This is a genomic window from Sutcliffiella sp. NPDC057660 (assembly GCF_042800035.1).
In the GTDB taxonomy this organism is placed as follows: domain Bacteria; phylum Bacillota; class Bacilli; order Bacillales; family Bacillaceae_I; genus Sutcliffiella_A.
Genome location: NZ_JBHVHV010000005.1, coordinates 230,815 through 247,272, shown reverse-complemented (window position 1 = coordinate 247,272; position 16,458 = coordinate 230,815). Strand labels below are relative to the sequence as shown.

The following is a 16,458-nucleotide window of genomic DNA, read 5'->3' as shown; positions in this document are numbered from 1 at the left end:
ATATCATTTTTTTGGACGAGTCTGAATAAGCTTTGTTAGATAGATTTTGTGCAAAGGTTGTGAGGTGAAACAGATGAAATGGCATGAGATGAGAACAGAAGAGGTTGTAGAAAAAATCAATTCAAATGTTAAAAATGGATTAAGTGAATCAGAAGCAAAAAATCGTCTGTTGCAGTTTGGGACGAATGAGCTTCAAGAGGCGGAGCGTCCCAACGCCTTTTTAGTGTTTTTGGAGCAATTTAAAGATTTTATGGTAGTTGTTCTTCTCGCCGCCACTTTAATATCGGGTCTCCTTGGTGAATATATCGATGCGGTTGCCATCATTGCAATTGTCATTATCAATGGGGTTTTGGGCTTCTTTCAGGAGCGAAAGGCGGAGCGATCCCTTCAGGCGCTGAAGGAACTTTCTGCCCCGCAGGTATCTGTTTTGCGAGATAAAGAATGGCGTAAGGTTGCCTCTCGTGAAATAGTGGCAGGTGATGTGGTGAAATTCTCCAGTGGGGACCGTATAGGTGCCGACATGAGAATCGTTCAGGCGAGCTCGTTGGAAATAGAGGAATCTGCATTGACTGGTGAATCTGTTCCATCTGTGAAAAGGGACACACCTGTACAAGGCGGAGATATTTCTATCGGAGATCAGGAGAATATGGCATTTATGGGTACGCTCGTCACAAGGGGATCAGGCGTGGGTATAGTAGTTGCAACGGGTATGAATACGGCAATGGGACAAATTGCAGATCTTCTACAATCGGCGGAAACCACAATCACCCCGCTGCAACGGAAACTGGAGCAGCTTGGGAAAATCCTCATTATAGTTGCCCTATTCCTTACATTGCTTGTGGTAATCCTTGGGGTGATCCAGGGACATAATATGTACGATATGTTCCTTGCCGGAGTATCATTGGCGGTTGCAGCCATCCCTGAGGGGCTTCCTGCCATCGTAACAGTAGCACTTTCGCTAGGTGTACAGCGGATGATCAAGCAGAAATCCATCGTAAGGAAACTTCCAGCAGTCGAAACCCTTGGATGCGCTTCAGTCATTTGCTCTGATAAGACAGGAACATTGACACAAAACAAGATGACGGTGACGCATGCCTGGTCAGGGGGACATACCTGGAATGTTACTGGAAACGGATATGATCCGGCAGGGGAATTCATTGCAAATGATGCCAAGGATCCCACCCAGAACAAATCCTTGCAGCAGCTTCTGACATTCGGGCTGATCTGTAACCATGCCAATATACTTGAAAAGAATAATCAATTTGTCCTGGATGGGGATCCGACAGAAGGAGCCCTGGCAGTTGCTGCAATGAAAGCGGGCTATACAAAGGAAGGTCTGCTGAAGGAATTTGCAATTGTAAAGGAATACCCATTCGATTCAGAAAGAAAAATGATGAGTATGGTAGTGGAAGATAAACAGGGGAAGTTGTTCCTGATCACTAAAGGTGCACCTGACGTCATCAGTGGAGTCAGTGAATTTATTCTGTGGGAGGGTAAAAAGCAGCTATTTACAGCCAAATATGAATCCATCGTAAAGGATACAGTCCATGTGCTGGCGTCACAAGCACTGAGAAACATAGCAGTCGCCTTTAAACCGCTAACTCACTATCACCATAGCATGACAGAAAAAGATGTGGAAAAGGAATTAATTTTAATAGGAATACAAGGAATGATCGATCCACCTCGACCGGAAGTGAAACAAGCTGTAAAGGAATGCAAGGAAGCTGGCATCAAAACAGTCATGATAACTGGAGATCACATCGTAACGGCCAAAGCTATTGCAGCAGACATCGGCATACTTCCGATGGGTGGAAAGGTTCTTGAGGGGAAAGAGCTTCAGAAGATGACACAGGAAGAGCTCGAAGAAATGGTGGATGATGTTTATGTGTTTGCAAGGGTGTCCCCGCAGCACAAGCTTTCCATTGTAAAAGCGTTGCAGAAAAAAGGGCATATCGTCGCCATGACAGGGGATGGTGTCAATGATGCCCCTGCCATCAAAGCATCCGACATAGGTATTGCCATGGGGATAACAGGGACTGACGTGGCAAAAGAGGCTTCATCGCTTGTATTATTGGATGACAACTTCGCTACCATCAAATCTGCAATCAAAGAGGGAAGAAACATCTATGAAAATATAAGAAAATTCATCAGATACCTGCTTGCCTCCAATGTGGGTGAAATTCTGGTCATGCTTTTTGCCATGCTGCTTGCCTTGCCATTGCCGCTCGTACCCATCCAGATCCTATGGGTGAATCTGGTTACAGATGGACTGCCTGCCATGGCACTTGGCTTGGATCAGGCGGAAAGCAATGTCATGAAACGCAGGCCAAGGCATCCGAAAGAGGGAGTGTTTGCGAGAGGACTTTGGTGGAAAATCATCAGCAGAGGCTTCCTGATAGGACTCGTGACCTTGATTGCCTTTATCATCGTATATAAGCAGCATCCAGACGAGCTGATTTATGCCCAGACAGTGGCTTTTGCAACCTTGGTAATGGCACAGCTGATACATGTATTCGACTGTAGGAGTGAGCGGTCCATTTATCATCGTAATCCGTTCCAGAACCTTTATTTGGTCGGGGCCGTCATTTCAAGTGTCATCCTGATGCTCATTGTCATCTACTACCCGCCATTGCAAACCATTTTCCACACAGTTTCTCTTGCACCGGAGGAATGGCTGTTAATAATGGGATTAGCTTCGCTTCCTACTTTTTTACTGGTGGGAACGCTTTTCACAGGAAAAACAAAGAAAAATATGGTATAGTATAAAAAAGGTAGTAGAGGTAAACTCTATTACCTTTTCGTTTGTTTTTGACTGTTTTCGCATTCATTGTAGCTTTTGACGTATCTAATATAAACACGTAATGTTATTTGCTTTCGTGCTCTTTTCCAGTCCAATAGATTTATTTTTTTTTGAATGAGACGAGGGTAAATGCTGTAAAAAATCCAAATGCCGATTTTTTACGAACATAAGCAACAAACTTTAAGAAAAGAGCTTTGTTTTTAGATTAGAATGAAATATCTTCTTTTAAAAAAGGTGAAACAATGCTAATATAGTGTTTGCTTAGCATCGAGATAAGCCACTACAAGGCTCTTTTTTCATTAAATGGAGTACTTGAAAAGAGCCATTCTATACTTAGGGAACGGAAGTGAGTATGATGGTAAAGAGTATGACAGGTTTTGGACGGGCAGAAACGAATGCTGAAACCTATCGGATCCTGGTGGAAATGAAATCGGTGAATCATCGTTTTTGTGAAATTAATATAAGGATGCCTAAGCAGTTTCTTTCGCTTGAGGATAAGATCAAACGCGTGATTTCCTCTACCATCCTGCGAGGAAGAGTGGAAGTCTTTATTACAATAGAAGGACAAGGGCTTGCCGAAAAGCAAGTGAATGTAGATTGGTCCCTGCTATCGGGATATATGCAATCCTTGCTGCAGGTGAAAGATACATATCAAATTTCTAGTTCCATACAAATAAGTGATATACTACAATTAGAGAATGTGTTTTCCGTTACGGAAGAAGAAACGATTCACCATGAATTGGAAGACTCACTGTTAGAAAATGTACATAAGGCAACCAAGCAATTGGTAACGATGCGTTCCATTGAAGGGGAGCAACTGCAAAAAGACATCATCGAACATGTTTCCCATATCGAAAAGACCGCGATTGAACTTCATTCATATGCCCCTATGGTAGTAGAAGCCTATCGACAACGCCTGGAGAAGAGATTGAAAGATTATATTGGATCGGTAATTGATGAACAGAGACTTGTCACAGAGGCTGCTATTTTCTCGGATAAGGCGGACATCAATGAAGAACTAAAACGAATCCATAGCCATATTGCGCAATTTACGCTCTCCCTGAAGAGTGGGGAAGCAATTGGCAGAAAACTGGATTTCCTTGTGCAGGAATTGAACCGGGAGGTCAACACCATCGGTTCCAAGGCGAATGATGCCAAAATAGCGAATCTTGTGGTGGAAATGAAATCTTGCATCGAGAAAATCAAGGAGCAAGTGCAAAACATCGAATAATCTTTGATTACTAACCTCTTAAAGGGGTTAGAATATAGTTGGTAACTAGAGGTGGAAACTATGAGTATTAAGTTGATTAACATTGGCTTTGGCAACATTGTTTCAGCAAATCGGATAATATCTATTGTAAGCCCTGAATCTGCACCGATCAAAAGGATCATCCAAGACGCAAGGGATCAAGGAATGCTTATAGATGCAACCTATGGAAGACGAACTAGGGCGGTAGTCATCATGGATAGCGATCATGTAATCTTGTCAGCTGTCCAGCCGGAAACCGTTGCACAACGACTTGTAAATAAAGATGATATGTCTGATGAAGGGTAGGTATTTATTAATTAATGAGAGATAGAGGATTATTAATCGTTCTTTCCGGTCCATCTGGGGTTGGAAAGGGAACTGTCAGAAAAGCGCTATTTTCAAAAGATGATGTAAGTCTACATTATTCCATCTCGATGACAACAAGAAATCCCCGAGCTGGAGAGTTGCATGGGACGGATTATTTCTTCCATACTAGAGAGGAATTCGAAGAACTGATTGAACAGGACAAATTCATCGAATGGGCGGAATACGTAGGGAACTACTACGGCACACCGGTAGATTATGTGGAACAATGTCTGTCAGAAGGCAAGGATGTTTTCCTCGAAATCGAAGTGCAGGGTGCCATCCAGGTGAAAAGTAAATTCCCTGAGGGTGTCTTCATTTTCCTGATGCCTCCAAGCCTGTCGGAGCTGAAAAATAGAATTACAACAAGAGGTACAGAAACAGAAGACCTCATTAATAATAGAATGACGGTTGCAAAAGAAGAAATCGAAATGATGGATGCTTATGATTATGTGGTGGAGAATGATCAAGTAGATCTGGCATGCGATCGGATTCAAGCCATCGTTCAAGCGGAACATTGCAAAAGAACAAGATTACGCGAAAAATACAAACAAATGCTGGAGGCTGAATAATTATGCTATACCCATCTATTGATTCATTGATGCAAAAACTGGATTCCAAATATACACTTGTAACGGTTTCGGCAAGACGTGCCCGCGAATTGCAGCAAGTAAACGACCAAATGATCGAAAAGACGGTTTCCTACAAGTTTGTAGGAAAAGCGCTGGAAGAAATCGATGCTGGTCTGCTTTCTGCCAAGACGATTAAAACAGCGGAAAGAAGCGAAGGAATCCTAAACCACAAATAATGCCAATCGTTTTCCAACAGTCTGAAATAACAACCTAGCGATAGGTTGTTATTTTTTTAGACACGTAAAATTTCTTATCGGGGGATAGAAAAATGCTGTTAACAAATAAGAAAATCCTTTTATGTGTAACTGGCGGCATCGCCGTATATAAAGCTGTTGCTCTCACTAGCAAGCTTGTTCAGCAAGGTGCAGAAGTAAAGGTTATCATGAGCCAGTCCGCCTGCAAGTTTGTCGCACCGCTGTCTTTTCAGGCATTATCAAGAAATGAAGTGTTCACCGATACGTTCGAAGAAAAAAATCCTTCTGTGATTTCCCATATTGACCTCGCTGATTGGGCCGATCTGATACTGGTAGCGCCCGCAACCGCCAATACAATAGGCAAGATGGCAAACGGATTGGCGGATGACATGGTCACCACCACCCTGCTTGCAGCAACTGCTCCAATCTGGGTTGCACCTGCCATGAATGTGCATATGTACGACCATCCCGCAGTAAAAGCAAACATGAACCGCTTAGCGGCGTTCGGATACAGATTTATCGAACCTGGCGAAGGGTTTCTGGCTTGCGGCTATGTCGGCAAGGGGAGATTAGAGGAGCCTGAATCCATTGTGCAAGCTGTAATAGATCATTTTACCACTGATTTTTCTAAACCTTCTCCACTCCGAGATAAAAAAATCCTGGTAACCGCAGGACCGACTTTGGAGAAAATTGATCCGGTCAGGTTCATTTCGAACCGATCAACTGGGAAAATGGGCTATTGGATTGCTGAGGTGGCGGCTGATCTAGGTGCAGAGGTTACACTGGTATCCGGACCGACTGCACTTCCTGATCCCCCGAAGGTCCATACCATCAGGGTGGAAACTGCCGAACAGATGTATGAAGCGGTCCTTGCCCAATACGACCGGACCGATGTGGTCATCAAATCGGCCGCAGTGTCCGATTACCGCCCAAAGCATATAGCAGATACGAAAATGAAAAAACAGGCTGGCGACAGTGTACTGGAAATGGAACGGACGAAAGATATACTAAAAGCACTCGGTGAAAGAAAGAAGCATCAGATTCTGGTAGGTTTTGCTGCGGAAACGAATAATGTGGAAGAATATGCAATAGGAAAACTCGAGAGAAAAAATCTCGACTATATCGTGGCCAATAATGTCACGATGGATGGAGCGGGATTTGGAACGGACACGAATATTGTCACCATCTATCGTAAAGACGGCTCAAACCTATCCCTGCCACTAATGTCCAAGAAAGAAGTCGCTGCCTCCCTATTAGAGGAGATAGCCTCCAATTTCGAGGGAAAAGCATGACATATGCAAGTGTCATAGTAGATGTTCCGGCAAAACAGACAGACAGAGCATTCGATTATGAGATCCCTGAAAAGTGGGATGGTTTTATCCAGCCTGGAATGAGAGTGGTAGTCCCATTTGGCCCCCGCCAAATACAGGGGTTTGTTATAGGTTTGAAAGAAACAACCTCGGTAAAGAAGACGAGGCCGATCTCGAGCCTGATAGATATCAGTCCAATCTTGACAACGGAGCTCCTGCAGCTCGCCGAATGGCTTAGGGACCATACATTATGTTTTACCATTTCAGCTTTTCAGGCGATGCTCCCTGCTGCGCTGAAAGCTAAATATGAAAAATGGATACTTGTAAAGGACAGGAGTAAGCTGCCTCCACATTTGGAACTGTTTTTTGATTCCTCCAACAGGGCCCGTTTCGAAGATTTTGAAGGTACTGGCCATTACAGACTGATTAAACAACTAATTGATGATGAGGTTTTGGAAGTCTATTATGAAGTCAAAGACAAACTTTCCAAGAAAACGGTAAAAGTCATAGTGCTGACTGCCTCCAAAGAGGAATTAAAGGAAGCAAAGAACAAGGTGTCCACCCGCGCACAATCCCAGCACCGCCTGATGGATTTCTTTATGGAAACCGGACAGAAGAAGATAGAAAAGAAACAGCTGCTTGAAGACCTCCAGATAGGTACAAGTGCGGTTGGAGCCCTGGTGAAACTGGGTATTCTGCAGGAAGTGGATGATGAAAGATACAGGGACCCTTATGCGAACAGGGAATTTGCAAAGTCTGAGCCTTTGGCACTTACTTCCCAGCAGCAGCAAGCAATATCGCCTATCCTTTCTTCTATTGAAAGTGGATTGCATGAAGGGTATGTCATGTTTGGTGTAACTGGAAGCGGGAAAACGGAAGTGTATATGCAGGCAGTGGATGCAGTCCTGAAAAAAGGAAAAGAGGCAATCGTACTTGTACCAGAGATTTCCCTCACCCCGCAGATGGTTAATCGCTTCAAATCTCGTTTTGGTTCCGATGTTGCTGTTATGCATAGTGGGCTTGGCATGGGAGAGAAGTATGATGAATGGCGTAAGATTCACCGCAAAGAGGTGAAAGTGGTAGTCGGTGCACGATCTGCCATTTTTGCACCTTTTGAAAATGTCGGAATCATCATAATAGATGAAGAGCATGAAACGAGCTATAAACAGGAGGATACTCCACGTTATCACGCACGTGACATCGCAATGGAGAGAGGGAGATTTCATCAGTGTCCGGTTGTATTGGGAAGTGCTACCCCAACACTTGAAACCTTTGCGAGAGCTTCCAAAGGTGTCTATCAGCTGCTGACGATGGACAAAAGAATGAGCGACCAGGGAATGCCGACTGTAGAAATAGTGGATATGAGAGAGGAATTAAGGGAAGGAAACCGTTCCATGTTCTCGAGGGACCTCCTTGAAAAGCTGCAGATCAGGCTTGAGCGTGGGGAACAATCCGTATTGTTTTTAAACAAAAGGGGGTATTCCTCCTTTGTTATGTGTCGAGACTGTGGCTATGTAGTGGAATGTCCACATTGCGACATTTCCTTGACCTATCACCGTATCAACAATCAGTTGAAATGTCATTATTGCGGATATGAAGAGCAAGTCCATTCCACTTGTCCCAGTTGTGACAGCGATCATTTCCGTTTCTTTGGAACCGGAACGCAAAAAGTGGAAGAAGAGCTGACAAAATTGCTGCCGAGTGCAAGGGTCATTAGAATGGATGTAGACACCACCAGTAGAAAAGGCTCCCATGAAAAACTCCTTCAGCAGTTCGGGGACAGGAAAGCGGATATTTTGCTCGGGACACAAATGATTGCGAAGGGACTGGACTTTCCACAAGTGACATTGGTAGGGGTATTAACAGCAGATACGATGTTAAATATCCCTGATTTCCGTTCATCGGAGAAAACCTTCCAGCTACTGACACAGGTAAGCGGACGTGCCGGAAGACATCTACTTCCCGGCGAAGTGGTCATTCAGACTTACAGCCCGGAGCATTATAGTGTAGAATTAGCAAGTACACACGACTATATTGGCTTTTATCAGAAAGAAATGCTCCTGAGAAAAAACCATCAGTACCCACCTTTCTACTACCTTGCCCTTGTTACGGTCACTCATGAGGAACTGACGAAGGTTGTTACGGTAACGGAAAGGATTACGAGCTACCTTGGTGGACAGCTTTCCAGGGAAGCGGTCATTCTGGGGCCGGTTTCTTCCCCGATTGCAAGAATAAAAGACAGATATCGATATCAATGCATCATTAAATATAAAAGGGAACCAAATCTGCACCATGCCTTAAAGAGTGTTGTGGAAAAATACCAATCACAAATGGACCAGGAAAAACTGGCGATCCATATCGATTTAAATCCTTACATGTTAATGTAATTTTTGGAGGAAGAAAAATAGTGGCAATTTTAAAGATAGTGGAATATCCAGCGGCAGTGCTGGAGCAGAAATGTGAATCTGTGACGACATTTGACAAGCGCCTGATTCGCCTGCTGAACAATATGTATGATACGATGCTAGAGGCGGATGGCGTTGGACTTGCTGCACCACAAATCGGCATCGCAAAACAGATAGCAATCGTTGAAACGGATGAGCAGGCAGGAAAAATAGAGCTCATTAATCCTGAAGTCATCTTTACAGAAGGCGAACAGGTGGGACCTGAAGGATGCTTGAGCTTTCCCGGTCTTTTTGGGGAGGTCAGCCGCTCCAACTATATTAAAGTAAAAGCGCAGAACCGCAAGGGGAAATGGTATGAGTTAGAGGCGAAAGGCTTTTTGGCGCGAGCTATTCAGCATGAAATAGACCATTTGAATGGAGTGCTTTTTACGAGTAAGGTAATCAGATATTTTGAAGAACAAGAGTTAGAAGGGTGATAAGATGAAACGTATCGTATTTATGGGAACGCCGGACTTTGCCGTTCCGGTTTTACAGCAAATACTCAACGATGGCTATAAGGTGATCGCGGTCGTTACCCAACCGGACCGTCCAAAAGGCAGAAAGAAAGTCCTGACGCCTCCCCCTGTCAAAGTGGAGGCGGAAAAGCATGGCATTCCTGTTTTTCAACCAGAAAAAATCAGACTGGCTGAAGAATATGAAAAAATCACTGGGTTGGAGCCTGATCTGATTGTAACAGCGGCATTCGGCCAGATACTTCCAAAGGCTTTGCTCGATGCGCCAAAATACGGATGCATCAATGTACATGCATCCCTTTTGCCAAAACTTAGAGGCGGTGCACCAATCCACTATTCCATCCTTCTTGGAGAAAAGAAGACAGGAGTGACCATCATGTATATGGTGGAGAAGCTAGACGCAGGGGATATCCTTACTCAAGTGGAGGTCAGCATTACGGAAAAGGATCATGTAGGTACGCTCCACAATAAATTGAGTGAGGCCGGATCCTTGCTGCTTTCCCAAACCATGCCCCTCCTTTTTGAAGGAAAATTGACACCAATCAAACAAAACGATGAAGAGGCAACGTTCGCTTCCAATATCAAAAGGGAACAGGAAAGAATCGATTGGTCCCGTACAGGTGAGGAAATCTATAATCATATCAGAGGTTTGCACCCTTGGCCGGTCGCATACACCACACTTGAAGGGCAAGTCATGAAAGTATGGTGGGGAGAGAAGGTGGAAACCGGCAGTATGGAAGCACCTGGTACGATAATCGGAAAAGAAGAAGATGGATTCATTGTGAAAACTGGTAATACTATTGGTATCAAAATAACTGACCTTCAACTCGCAGGAAAAAAACGAATGACCGGGATGCAATATTTAAACGGTGCAGGTGCTTCGTTATCAGAGGGCATACAGCTAGGAGAATAAAATGAAAAACGTGAGAGAGCTTGCTTTGGAAGCACTGGTAAATGTGGAGAAAAAGCAGGCATACAGTAATTTGCTGGTTAACAACTACTTGGATTCAGGCAAGCTGAACAAAAAAGACGCTGGGTTATTTACGGAAATTGTCTACGGGACGATTCAGCGGACGATGACAATCGACTATTATTTGACTCCTTATATAGAAAAGCAGAAGAAACTCGAGGATTGGGTGAAGGTGCTTTTGCGACTTACCTTGTACCAGATGCTCTACCTGGATAAAGTACCTGAAAGAGCAGCCATTTATGAAGCCGTTGAAATCGCAAAAAAGAAAGGGCACAAAGGTGTGGCATCTGTCGTTAACGGCGTGCTCCGATCCATACAGCGCCAAGGTGTTCCCGATTTGGAAGCGATGAAAAATGATGTGGAAAGAATATCCATTGCAACCAGCCATCCCCGTTGGATGGTGGAAAAGTGGGTAGCGCAATACGGAGTAGAAAATACCGAAAGATTGTGTGAAATGAACTTGGTGCCCCCTAGTCAGACTGCTCGGGTAAATACAGCTAAAGCTTCTGTCGAGGACGTTATCTCTATGTTGAAGGCTCAAGGATTTGATGTGGAAAAAGGCGAAGTTGCACAAGAAAGCATCGTGTCGAAAAAAGGAAACATGGCTTATTCCAATGCATTTAAAAACGGCTTTATCACCATTCAGGATGAAAGTTCGATGCTTGTAGCCAGAACACTCGATGTAGAACCCGGACAGACTGTTTACGATTCCTGTGCAGCTCCAGGCGGGAAAACGACCCATATCGCAGAATTGATGAAGGGGACAGGTACTGTCATCTCGACAGACCTTCATGAGCACAAGGTAAAGCTGATCAAAGAGCAGGCTGACCGATTGGGACTTTCTAATATTGAAGTAAAGGCAATGGATAGCCGAAAAGCACAAGAGGTATTCCATAGTGAGATGTTTGACAAAATTCTGGTGGATGCTCCTTGCTCCGGTTTTGGCGTAATAAGAAGAAAACCGGATCTGAAATACACGAAGACCATGCAGGATGTAAAACAGCTGGCTACCATTCAATCTGCTATATTGGATGAGGTTGCTCCACTTGTAAAAAAAGGTGGAACTTTAGTATATAGTACATGTACAATTGATAAAGAAGAAAATACAGAAGTTGTAAAAGCCTTCTTGGAGAACAACGAAGATTTTGAGATAGATATGTCCATCAAAGATCTAGTACCGCATAAGCTTGAAACATACATCCAGGATGGAATGCTCCAACTTTTGCCGCACTATTTCGGAACAGATGGATTCTTTATAGTAAGACTAAAAAGGCAGGTGTAAGGAAGATGGAACAAAAAACAACGAACATCAAGAAAAAAGAAGAATCGACACATAAACCCTCCATCTATTCACTCCAATTGCAAGAACTTGAAGCATGGTTAGTGAGTAATGGAGAGAAGAAATTCAGAACAAAACAGATTTTTGAATGGCTCTATAAAAAAAGAGTGACGTCCTTTGAGGACATGTCAAACCTATCGAAGGAACTGCGTGAAAAGTTGGAGCAGCACTTCACTCTAACTACGCTTAAAACGATTGTGCAGCAAACATCCTCTGATGGAACGATGAAGTTTCTTTTTGAACTGCATGACGGCTACTCCATTGAAACGGTATTGATGAAACATGAATACGGCAACTCCGTCTGCGTCACTACCCAGGTCGGCTGTCGCATCGGTTGTACGTTCTGTGCTTCCACGCTTGGAGGACTGAAAAGAAATCTCGAAGCAGGAGAAATCGTTGCCCAGGTCGTAAAAGTACAACAAGCGGTCGATGAATTGCAGGAACGTGTCAGCCATGTGGTAATCATGGGAATCGGTGAACCATTTGACAACTATGATGAAATGATGAGCTTCCTTAAAATTATCAATCATGATGAAGCATTGAATATCGGTGCCCGTCATATTACGGTATCCACCAGTGGGATCATACCGAAAATCTATAAGTTTGCAGATGAAAACATGCAGATCAACTTTGCTATTTCCCTGCATGCACCCAATACGGAAATCCGTTCCCGTCTGATGCCGATCAACAAAGCGTATAAACTGCCTGACCTGATGGAAGCTGTACATTATTACATCGAGAAGACAGGACGCAGAGTCAGCTTTGAATACGGCTTATTCGGTGGGGTTAATGATCAGGTGGAGCATGCTGAGGAATTGGCTAAGCTTGTGAAGGGGATCAAGTGCCATATCAATCTTATCCCTGTTAACTATGTACCGGAGCGTGATTATGTAAGAACGCCGAAGGAACAGATCAATCTTTTTGAGAAAACATTGAAAAATCTAGGTGTAAATGTAACAGTTCGTCGTGAGCAGGGGCATGATATTGATGCTGCGTGTGGCCAGCTACGTGCGAAGGAGCGAAAAGAAGAGACGAGGTGACGATTGTTAATGGTCTTTTTAACAGATAAAGGGAGAGTTCGTTCGCATAATGAAGATAACGGGGGAATTTTTGTTAATAAAGACGGAACTATTTTAGCAGTTGTTTGTGATGGAATGGGGGGTCATCAAGCAGGTGATGTGGCAAGCCAGAAAGCGGTGGACCATATCAGGGAATTGTGGGAGGAGTCTAACAATGTCTCTTCTCCTGAACCTGCTGAAATTTGGTTTAAAACATATATAGGTCAAATCAATCAATTCTTATTTGATTATGCAAACAGGCATGAAGAGTGTCATGGAATGGGAACAACCATCGTGGCGGCTATAATCGGGGATTCATTTTTCACCATTGCACATGTAGGTGACAGCAGGGTATATCTTATATCGAATGGCCAAGCGAAACAGTTGACTGAGGATCAGACATTTGTGAATGAATTGGTGAAAAGCGGCCAGATCTCCAAAGAGGATGCCGAGCATCATCCGCGAAAAAATGTTATACTACAAGCTTTAGGGACAGAAAAAACCGTTAAGATTGATTTGAAAACTATTACATATGATGACCCTGGCTATCTTTTGCTTTGCTCAGATGGATTGAGCAATAAAGTGAATGATAAAGAGCTGGTGGAAGTCCTAAAGAGTGAACATCATTCTCTGGAAAGTAAAGCCGAGACACTGATACTCCGAGCCAATGAAAATGGCGGAGAAGATAACATAACGGTAGCCATAGTCGAATTATCTGTCACCGAAGAGGGAAGTGGGTGATATCTTTGTTAATTGGAAAAAGATTAAATGATCGCTATAAAATAATGGAAGTCATTGGCGGCGGGGGTATGGCCAATGTCTACCTCGCCCATGATATGATTCTCGACCGGGATGTAGCCGTAAAGGTCCTACGCTTAGATTTTGCCAATGATGAAGAATTTATTCGCAGATTTCGCAGAGAAGCACAGTCTGCTACAAGCCTCGATCATCCTAATATCGTGAGTATCTATGATATCGGGGAAGAGGATGATATCTACTATATTGTCATGGAACATGTTTCCGGCAAAACCTTAAAGCAGTACATCCAGCAATTTGCACCAATGGAACAGTATAATACTGTAGAAATCATGAAACAACTTACATCAGCGATTGCACATGCACATGAGAATGGAATCATCCATCGTGATATTAAACCTCAGAATATACTCATAGATGATTACGGTACGATTAAGGTGACGGACTTTGGGATTGCAATGGCGCTTAGCTCCACTACCATAACGCAGACAAATTCCTTGTTGGGGTCTGTTCATTATTTATCACCGGAGCAGGCCAGGGGAAGCCTTGCTACCAAGAAATCTGATGTATACGCCCTAGGAATCGTCATGTTTGAAATGCTTACGGGAAGATTGCCTTTTTCAGGGGAATCTGCCGTTTCCATTGCATTGAAGCATCTGCAATCTGAGACGCCATCGCCAAAAAGGTGGAACCCTGCCATTCCACAAAGCCTGGAGAATGTGGTATTGAAGTCCATGGCAAAGGATCCGAATCATCGGTACGGTTCGGTGGAGGCAATGCTTGAAGATCTGACTACGGTACTGGATTCAAGCCGTTTGAATGAACCGAAGTTCTTCATACCAAATGACGACGATGAAGCGACAAAGGCGATACCGGTCATAAAAGGTGACCTTTCCAAGCATCTGTTGAACAATCATGAAACCAAGGTAGTCCCTACAGATACAATCGCTCCCCCGCCTAAGGAGGGGGAGCCTCCCAAAAAGAAGAAAAAGAAAAAGAAAAAGTGGATAATGTTTTTGTTTATTTTACTTTTGTTACTGGGAGTTGGTTCTGTAGCTGCCTTTACCCTACTTCCATCCATGCTTCTCCCAAAGGACATTGTCGTACCTGATGTGTCCAATATGGAGTATGAAGATGCAAGGGATGAACTGTTGGCTGAGGGCTTTATCATTAAAGCAACAGAGGATGAACCGAGTGATGAGATAGAAGAAGGATTTGTTACAAGGACATCTCCTGAAGCTGGTAAAACAAGAAAAGAAGGCTCTGAAATAACCATCTACCGCAGTGCAGGCAAAGAGAAAGTGGAAGTGGATGATTATACATCCCTGCAGGTTGATGACGCGATACGCAGAATTAAACTAGTGAAACCGAAATATAAGGATTATTCGGTGGAAGAAGTGTTTTCCGAGGAAGCGGAAGAGGGGACGGTCATCCGCCAAACTCCTGCTCCAGGTGAATTGGTCATCCCCGAAGATGAGGTAATGAAGCTCATCGTATCAAAAGGTGCAAGTCCGATTGTCCTGGATGATTATCAGGGCTCATCAATCGAGTTTGCCCAAAGGCATCTGGCAACTCTGTTGCTTGAGCCGGTCATTCAAGAAGAATTCCATGCTGAGGTTTCTGCAGGAAATATAATCAAACAGGATCCCGCACCTGAATCACAGGTGAAAAAGGGCGATAAAATCCAGCTGATTGTCTCCAAAGGACCACAGCCAGAAGACAAGACAACAGACATTCCGCTAGAAATAACGTATAAACCTTCCGAAGAAGGAGCAGAACAAAAAGTGGAGCTCTTTGTGGAAGATTTGAACACCAATATGGAACAACCGAAGGAAACCTATATCATTACGGAAGATTTGATTACGAGCTTCACTATAACCGTTCCTTATAAACAGAAGGCGAAATATAAAGTGCTTGTAGATGGGGAAGAAGTTCAATCGGTGACAATCGATTACGATGATATTGAGTAATTATTAAGGAGTGAGTGTATGCCTGAAGGCAAGATTGTCAAGGCATTAAGCGGTTTTTATTACGTTTTGACAGCAGATGGCCATATAACCCAATGCAGGGGACGAGGGGTTTTCCGCAAAAATAAGATCACCCCTCTCGTTGGGGATATGGTGGTATTCCAAGCGGACAACGACCAGGAAGGGTATATCCTTGAGGTCCTGCCCCGCAAGAATGAGCTGGTCCGTCCTCCCATTGCGAATATCAATCAGGCCATCCTGGTTTTTTCCGCAATGGAGCCCGAGTTCAGTACGGTGCTTTTGGACAGATTCCTTGTACTGATTGAATCGAAAGAAGTGACACCACTTATTTGCATATCCAAGATGGATCTGCTTGAAGAAGATGAAAAGCTGATGGGATTTGCCAACTATTATCGGGAAATCGGATATGAAGTGGTCCTGACGTCAACCAAAGAGCCGGAACAATTAAAACAAATACTTCCGTATCTCAAGGATAAGACGTCCGTTATCGCAGGACAGTCCGGAGTAGGAAAATCCTCCCTTCTCAATGTTCTTCGGCCTGAACTGGAATTGAAAACAGATGATATCTCCACGCATCTTGGCCGCGGGAAGCATACAACCAGACATGTGGAACTGATGGAAATCAATGACGGTTTTGTAGCGGATACACCAGGTTTTAGTTCCCTTGAATTTCTGGAAATGGCGGCAGAGGAAGTGAAGGAATGCTTTCCTGAGTTTGTCAGTATTAGTGATCAATGCAAATTCAGGGAATGCACCCATCTGAAAGAACCGAAATGTGCAGTGAAAGCTGCCGTGGAAGCAGAAGAAATTGCACCTTTCCGCTATAAGCATTATGTTTCCTTTGTGGAAGAAATAAAAGACAGAAAGCCGAGGTACTAAAAT

General features: G+C 43.8%; 14 protein-coding genes. All 14 read left to right on the top strand.

All coding sequences use genetic code 11. The features are described from left to right. The first annotated feature begins 73 nt into the window (after positions 1 to 73). The 14 genes from ACFVAD_RS07370 to rsgA all read left to right on the top strand — a co-directional run bounded on the left by ACFVAD_RS07370 (position 74) and on the right by rsgA (position 16,455). Positions 74 to 2,761, top strand: a complete 2,688-nt coding sequence (locus ACFVAD_RS07370; RefSeq protein ID WP_386637626.1) for a cation-translocating P-type ATPase — start codon at positions 74 to 76, stop codon at positions 2,759 to 2,761. 394 nt (positions 2,762 to 3,155) lie between these two features. Continuing rightward, positions 3,156 to 4,031 carry a YicC/YloC family endoribonuclease gene (locus ACFVAD_RS07365; protein ID WP_386637692.1) on the top strand — a complete coding sequence of 292 codons (876 nt, stop codon included), beginning with the start codon at positions 3,156 to 3,158 and terminating at the stop codon, positions 4,029 to 4,031. 60 nt (positions 4,032 to 4,091) lie between these two features. Next, complete coding sequence (gene remA / locus ACFVAD_RS07360; RefSeq protein ID WP_204413556.1) at positions 4,092 to 4,355, top strand: extracellular matrix/biofilm regulator RemA; 264 nt, start codon at positions 4,092 to 4,094, stop codon at positions 4,353 to 4,355. Between the two features lie 14 nt (positions 4,356 to 4,369). Next, the gene (gmk, locus tag ACFVAD_RS07355; protein WP_386637619.1) at positions 4,370 to 4,984 is read left to right on the top strand and encodes a guanylate kinase; all 615 of its coding nucleotides are present in this window, start codon (positions 4,370 to 4,372) and stop codon (positions 4,982 to 4,984) included. A 2-nt stretch (positions 4,985 to 4,986) separates the two neighbouring features. Then, the gene (gene rpoZ, locus ACFVAD_RS07350; protein ID WP_010193109.1) at positions 4,987 to 5,220 is read left to right on the top strand and encodes a DNA-directed RNA polymerase subunit omega; all 234 of its coding nucleotides are present in this window, start codon (positions 4,987 to 4,989) and stop codon (positions 5,218 to 5,220) included. A 95-nt stretch (positions 5,221 to 5,315) separates the two neighbouring features. Further along, positions 5,316 to 6,530, top strand: a complete 1,215-nt coding sequence (gene coaBC / locus ACFVAD_RS07345; protein ID WP_386637690.1) for a bifunctional phosphopantothenoylcysteine decarboxylase/phosphopantothenate--cysteine ligase CoaBC — start codon at positions 5,316 to 5,318, stop codon at positions 6,528 to 6,530. Next, complete coding sequence (gene priA, locus ACFVAD_RS07340) at positions 6,527 to 8,935, top strand: primosomal protein N' (RefSeq protein ID WP_386637616.1); 2,409 nt, start codon at positions 6,527 to 6,529, stop codon at positions 8,933 to 8,935. The genes coaBC and priA overlap by 4 nt, the downstream gene beginning before the upstream one ends. 20 nt (positions 8,936 to 8,955) lie before the next feature. Further along, on the top strand, positions 8,956 to 9,429 hold the full coding sequence (def, locus tag ACFVAD_RS07335) for a peptide deformylase (RefSeq protein ID WP_386637614.1): 474 nt from the start codon (positions 8,956 to 8,958) through the stop codon (positions 9,427 to 9,429). A gap of 4 nt (positions 9,430 to 9,433) precedes the next feature. After that, a complete protein-coding gene (fmt, locus tag ACFVAD_RS07330) occupies positions 9,434 to 10,378 on the top strand; it encodes a methionyl-tRNA formyltransferase (protein WP_386637612.1) in 945 nt (314 codons plus the stop codon). Between the two features lies 1 nt (position 10,379). Further along, on the top strand, positions 10,380 to 11,717 hold the full coding sequence (gene rsmB, locus ACFVAD_RS07325; RefSeq protein WP_386637610.1) for a 16S rRNA (cytosine(967)-C(5))-methyltransferase RsmB: 1,338 nt from the start codon (positions 10,380 to 10,382) through the stop codon (positions 11,715 to 11,717). Between the two features lie 5 nt (positions 11,718 to 11,722). Further along, a complete protein-coding gene (gene rlmN / locus ACFVAD_RS07320) occupies positions 11,723 to 12,814 on the top strand; it encodes a dual-specificity RNA methyltransferase RlmN (protein ID WP_386637608.1) in 1,092 nt (363 codons plus the stop codon). Positions 12,815 to 12,823: 9 nt separating this feature from the next. After that, a complete protein-coding gene (locus ACFVAD_RS07315; protein WP_386637606.1) occupies positions 12,824 to 13,573 on the top strand; it encodes a Stp1/IreP family PP2C-type Ser/Thr phosphatase in 750 nt (249 codons plus the stop codon). After that, on the top strand, positions 13,570 to 15,558 hold the full coding sequence (gene pknB, locus ACFVAD_RS07310; protein ID WP_386637604.1) for a Stk1 family PASTA domain-containing Ser/Thr kinase: 1,989 nt from the start codon (positions 13,570 to 13,572) through the stop codon (positions 15,556 to 15,558). Before ACFVAD_RS07315 ends, pknB begins: the two co-directional genes overlap by 4 nt. Before the next feature lie 18 nt (positions 15,559 to 15,576). Beyond that, the gene (rsgA, locus tag ACFVAD_RS07305; RefSeq protein ID WP_386637602.1) at positions 15,577 to 16,455 is read left to right on the top strand and encodes a ribosome small subunit-dependent GTPase A; all 879 of its coding nucleotides are present in this window, start codon (positions 15,577 to 15,579) and stop codon (positions 16,453 to 16,455) included. The last annotated feature ends 3 nt before the right edge of the window (positions 16,456 to 16,458 follow it).

What these genes read in the sequence shown, in the direction of transcription:
- ACFVAD_RS07370 (WP_386637626.1), top strand. Translation starts at nt 74, where the DNA reads ATGAAATGGCATGAGATGAGAACAGAAGAGGTTGTAGAAAAAATCAAT.
- ACFVAD_RS07365 (WP_386637692.1), top strand. Translation starts at nt 3,156, where the DNA reads ATGGTAAAGAGTATGACAGGTTTTGGACGGGCAGAAACGAATGCTGAA.
- remA (WP_204413556.1), top strand. Translation starts at nt 4,092, where the DNA reads ATGAGTATTAAGTTGATTAACATTGGCTTTGGCAACATTGTTTCAGCA.
- gmk (WP_386637619.1), top strand. Translation starts at nt 4,370, where the DNA reads ATGAGAGATAGAGGATTATTAATCGTTCTTTCCGGTCCATCTGGGGTT.
- rpoZ (WP_010193109.1), top strand. Translation starts at nt 4,987, where the DNA reads ATGCTATACCCATCTATTGATTCATTGATGCAAAAACTGGATTCCAAA.
- priA (WP_386637616.1), top strand. Translation starts at nt 6,527, where the DNA reads ATGACATATGCAAGTGTCATAGTAGATGTTCCGGCAAAACAGACAGAC.
- fmt (WP_386637612.1), top strand. Translation starts at nt 9,434, where the DNA reads ATGAAACGTATCGTATTTATGGGAACGCCGGACTTTGCCGTTCCGGTT.
- rsmB (WP_386637610.1), top strand. Translation starts at nt 10,380, where the DNA reads ATGAAAAACGTGAGAGAGCTTGCTTTGGAAGCACTGGTAAATGTGGAG.
- rlmN (WP_386637608.1), top strand. Translation starts at nt 11,723, where the DNA reads ATGGAACAAAAAACAACGAACATCAAGAAAAAAGAAGAATCGACACAT.
- ACFVAD_RS07315 (WP_386637606.1), top strand. Translation starts at nt 12,824, where the DNA reads ATGGTCTTTTTAACAGATAAAGGGAGAGTTCGTTCGCATAATGAAGAT.
- rsgA (WP_386637602.1), top strand. Translation starts at nt 15,577, where the DNA reads ATGCCTGAAGGCAAGATTGTCAAGGCATTAAGCGGTTTTTATTACGTT.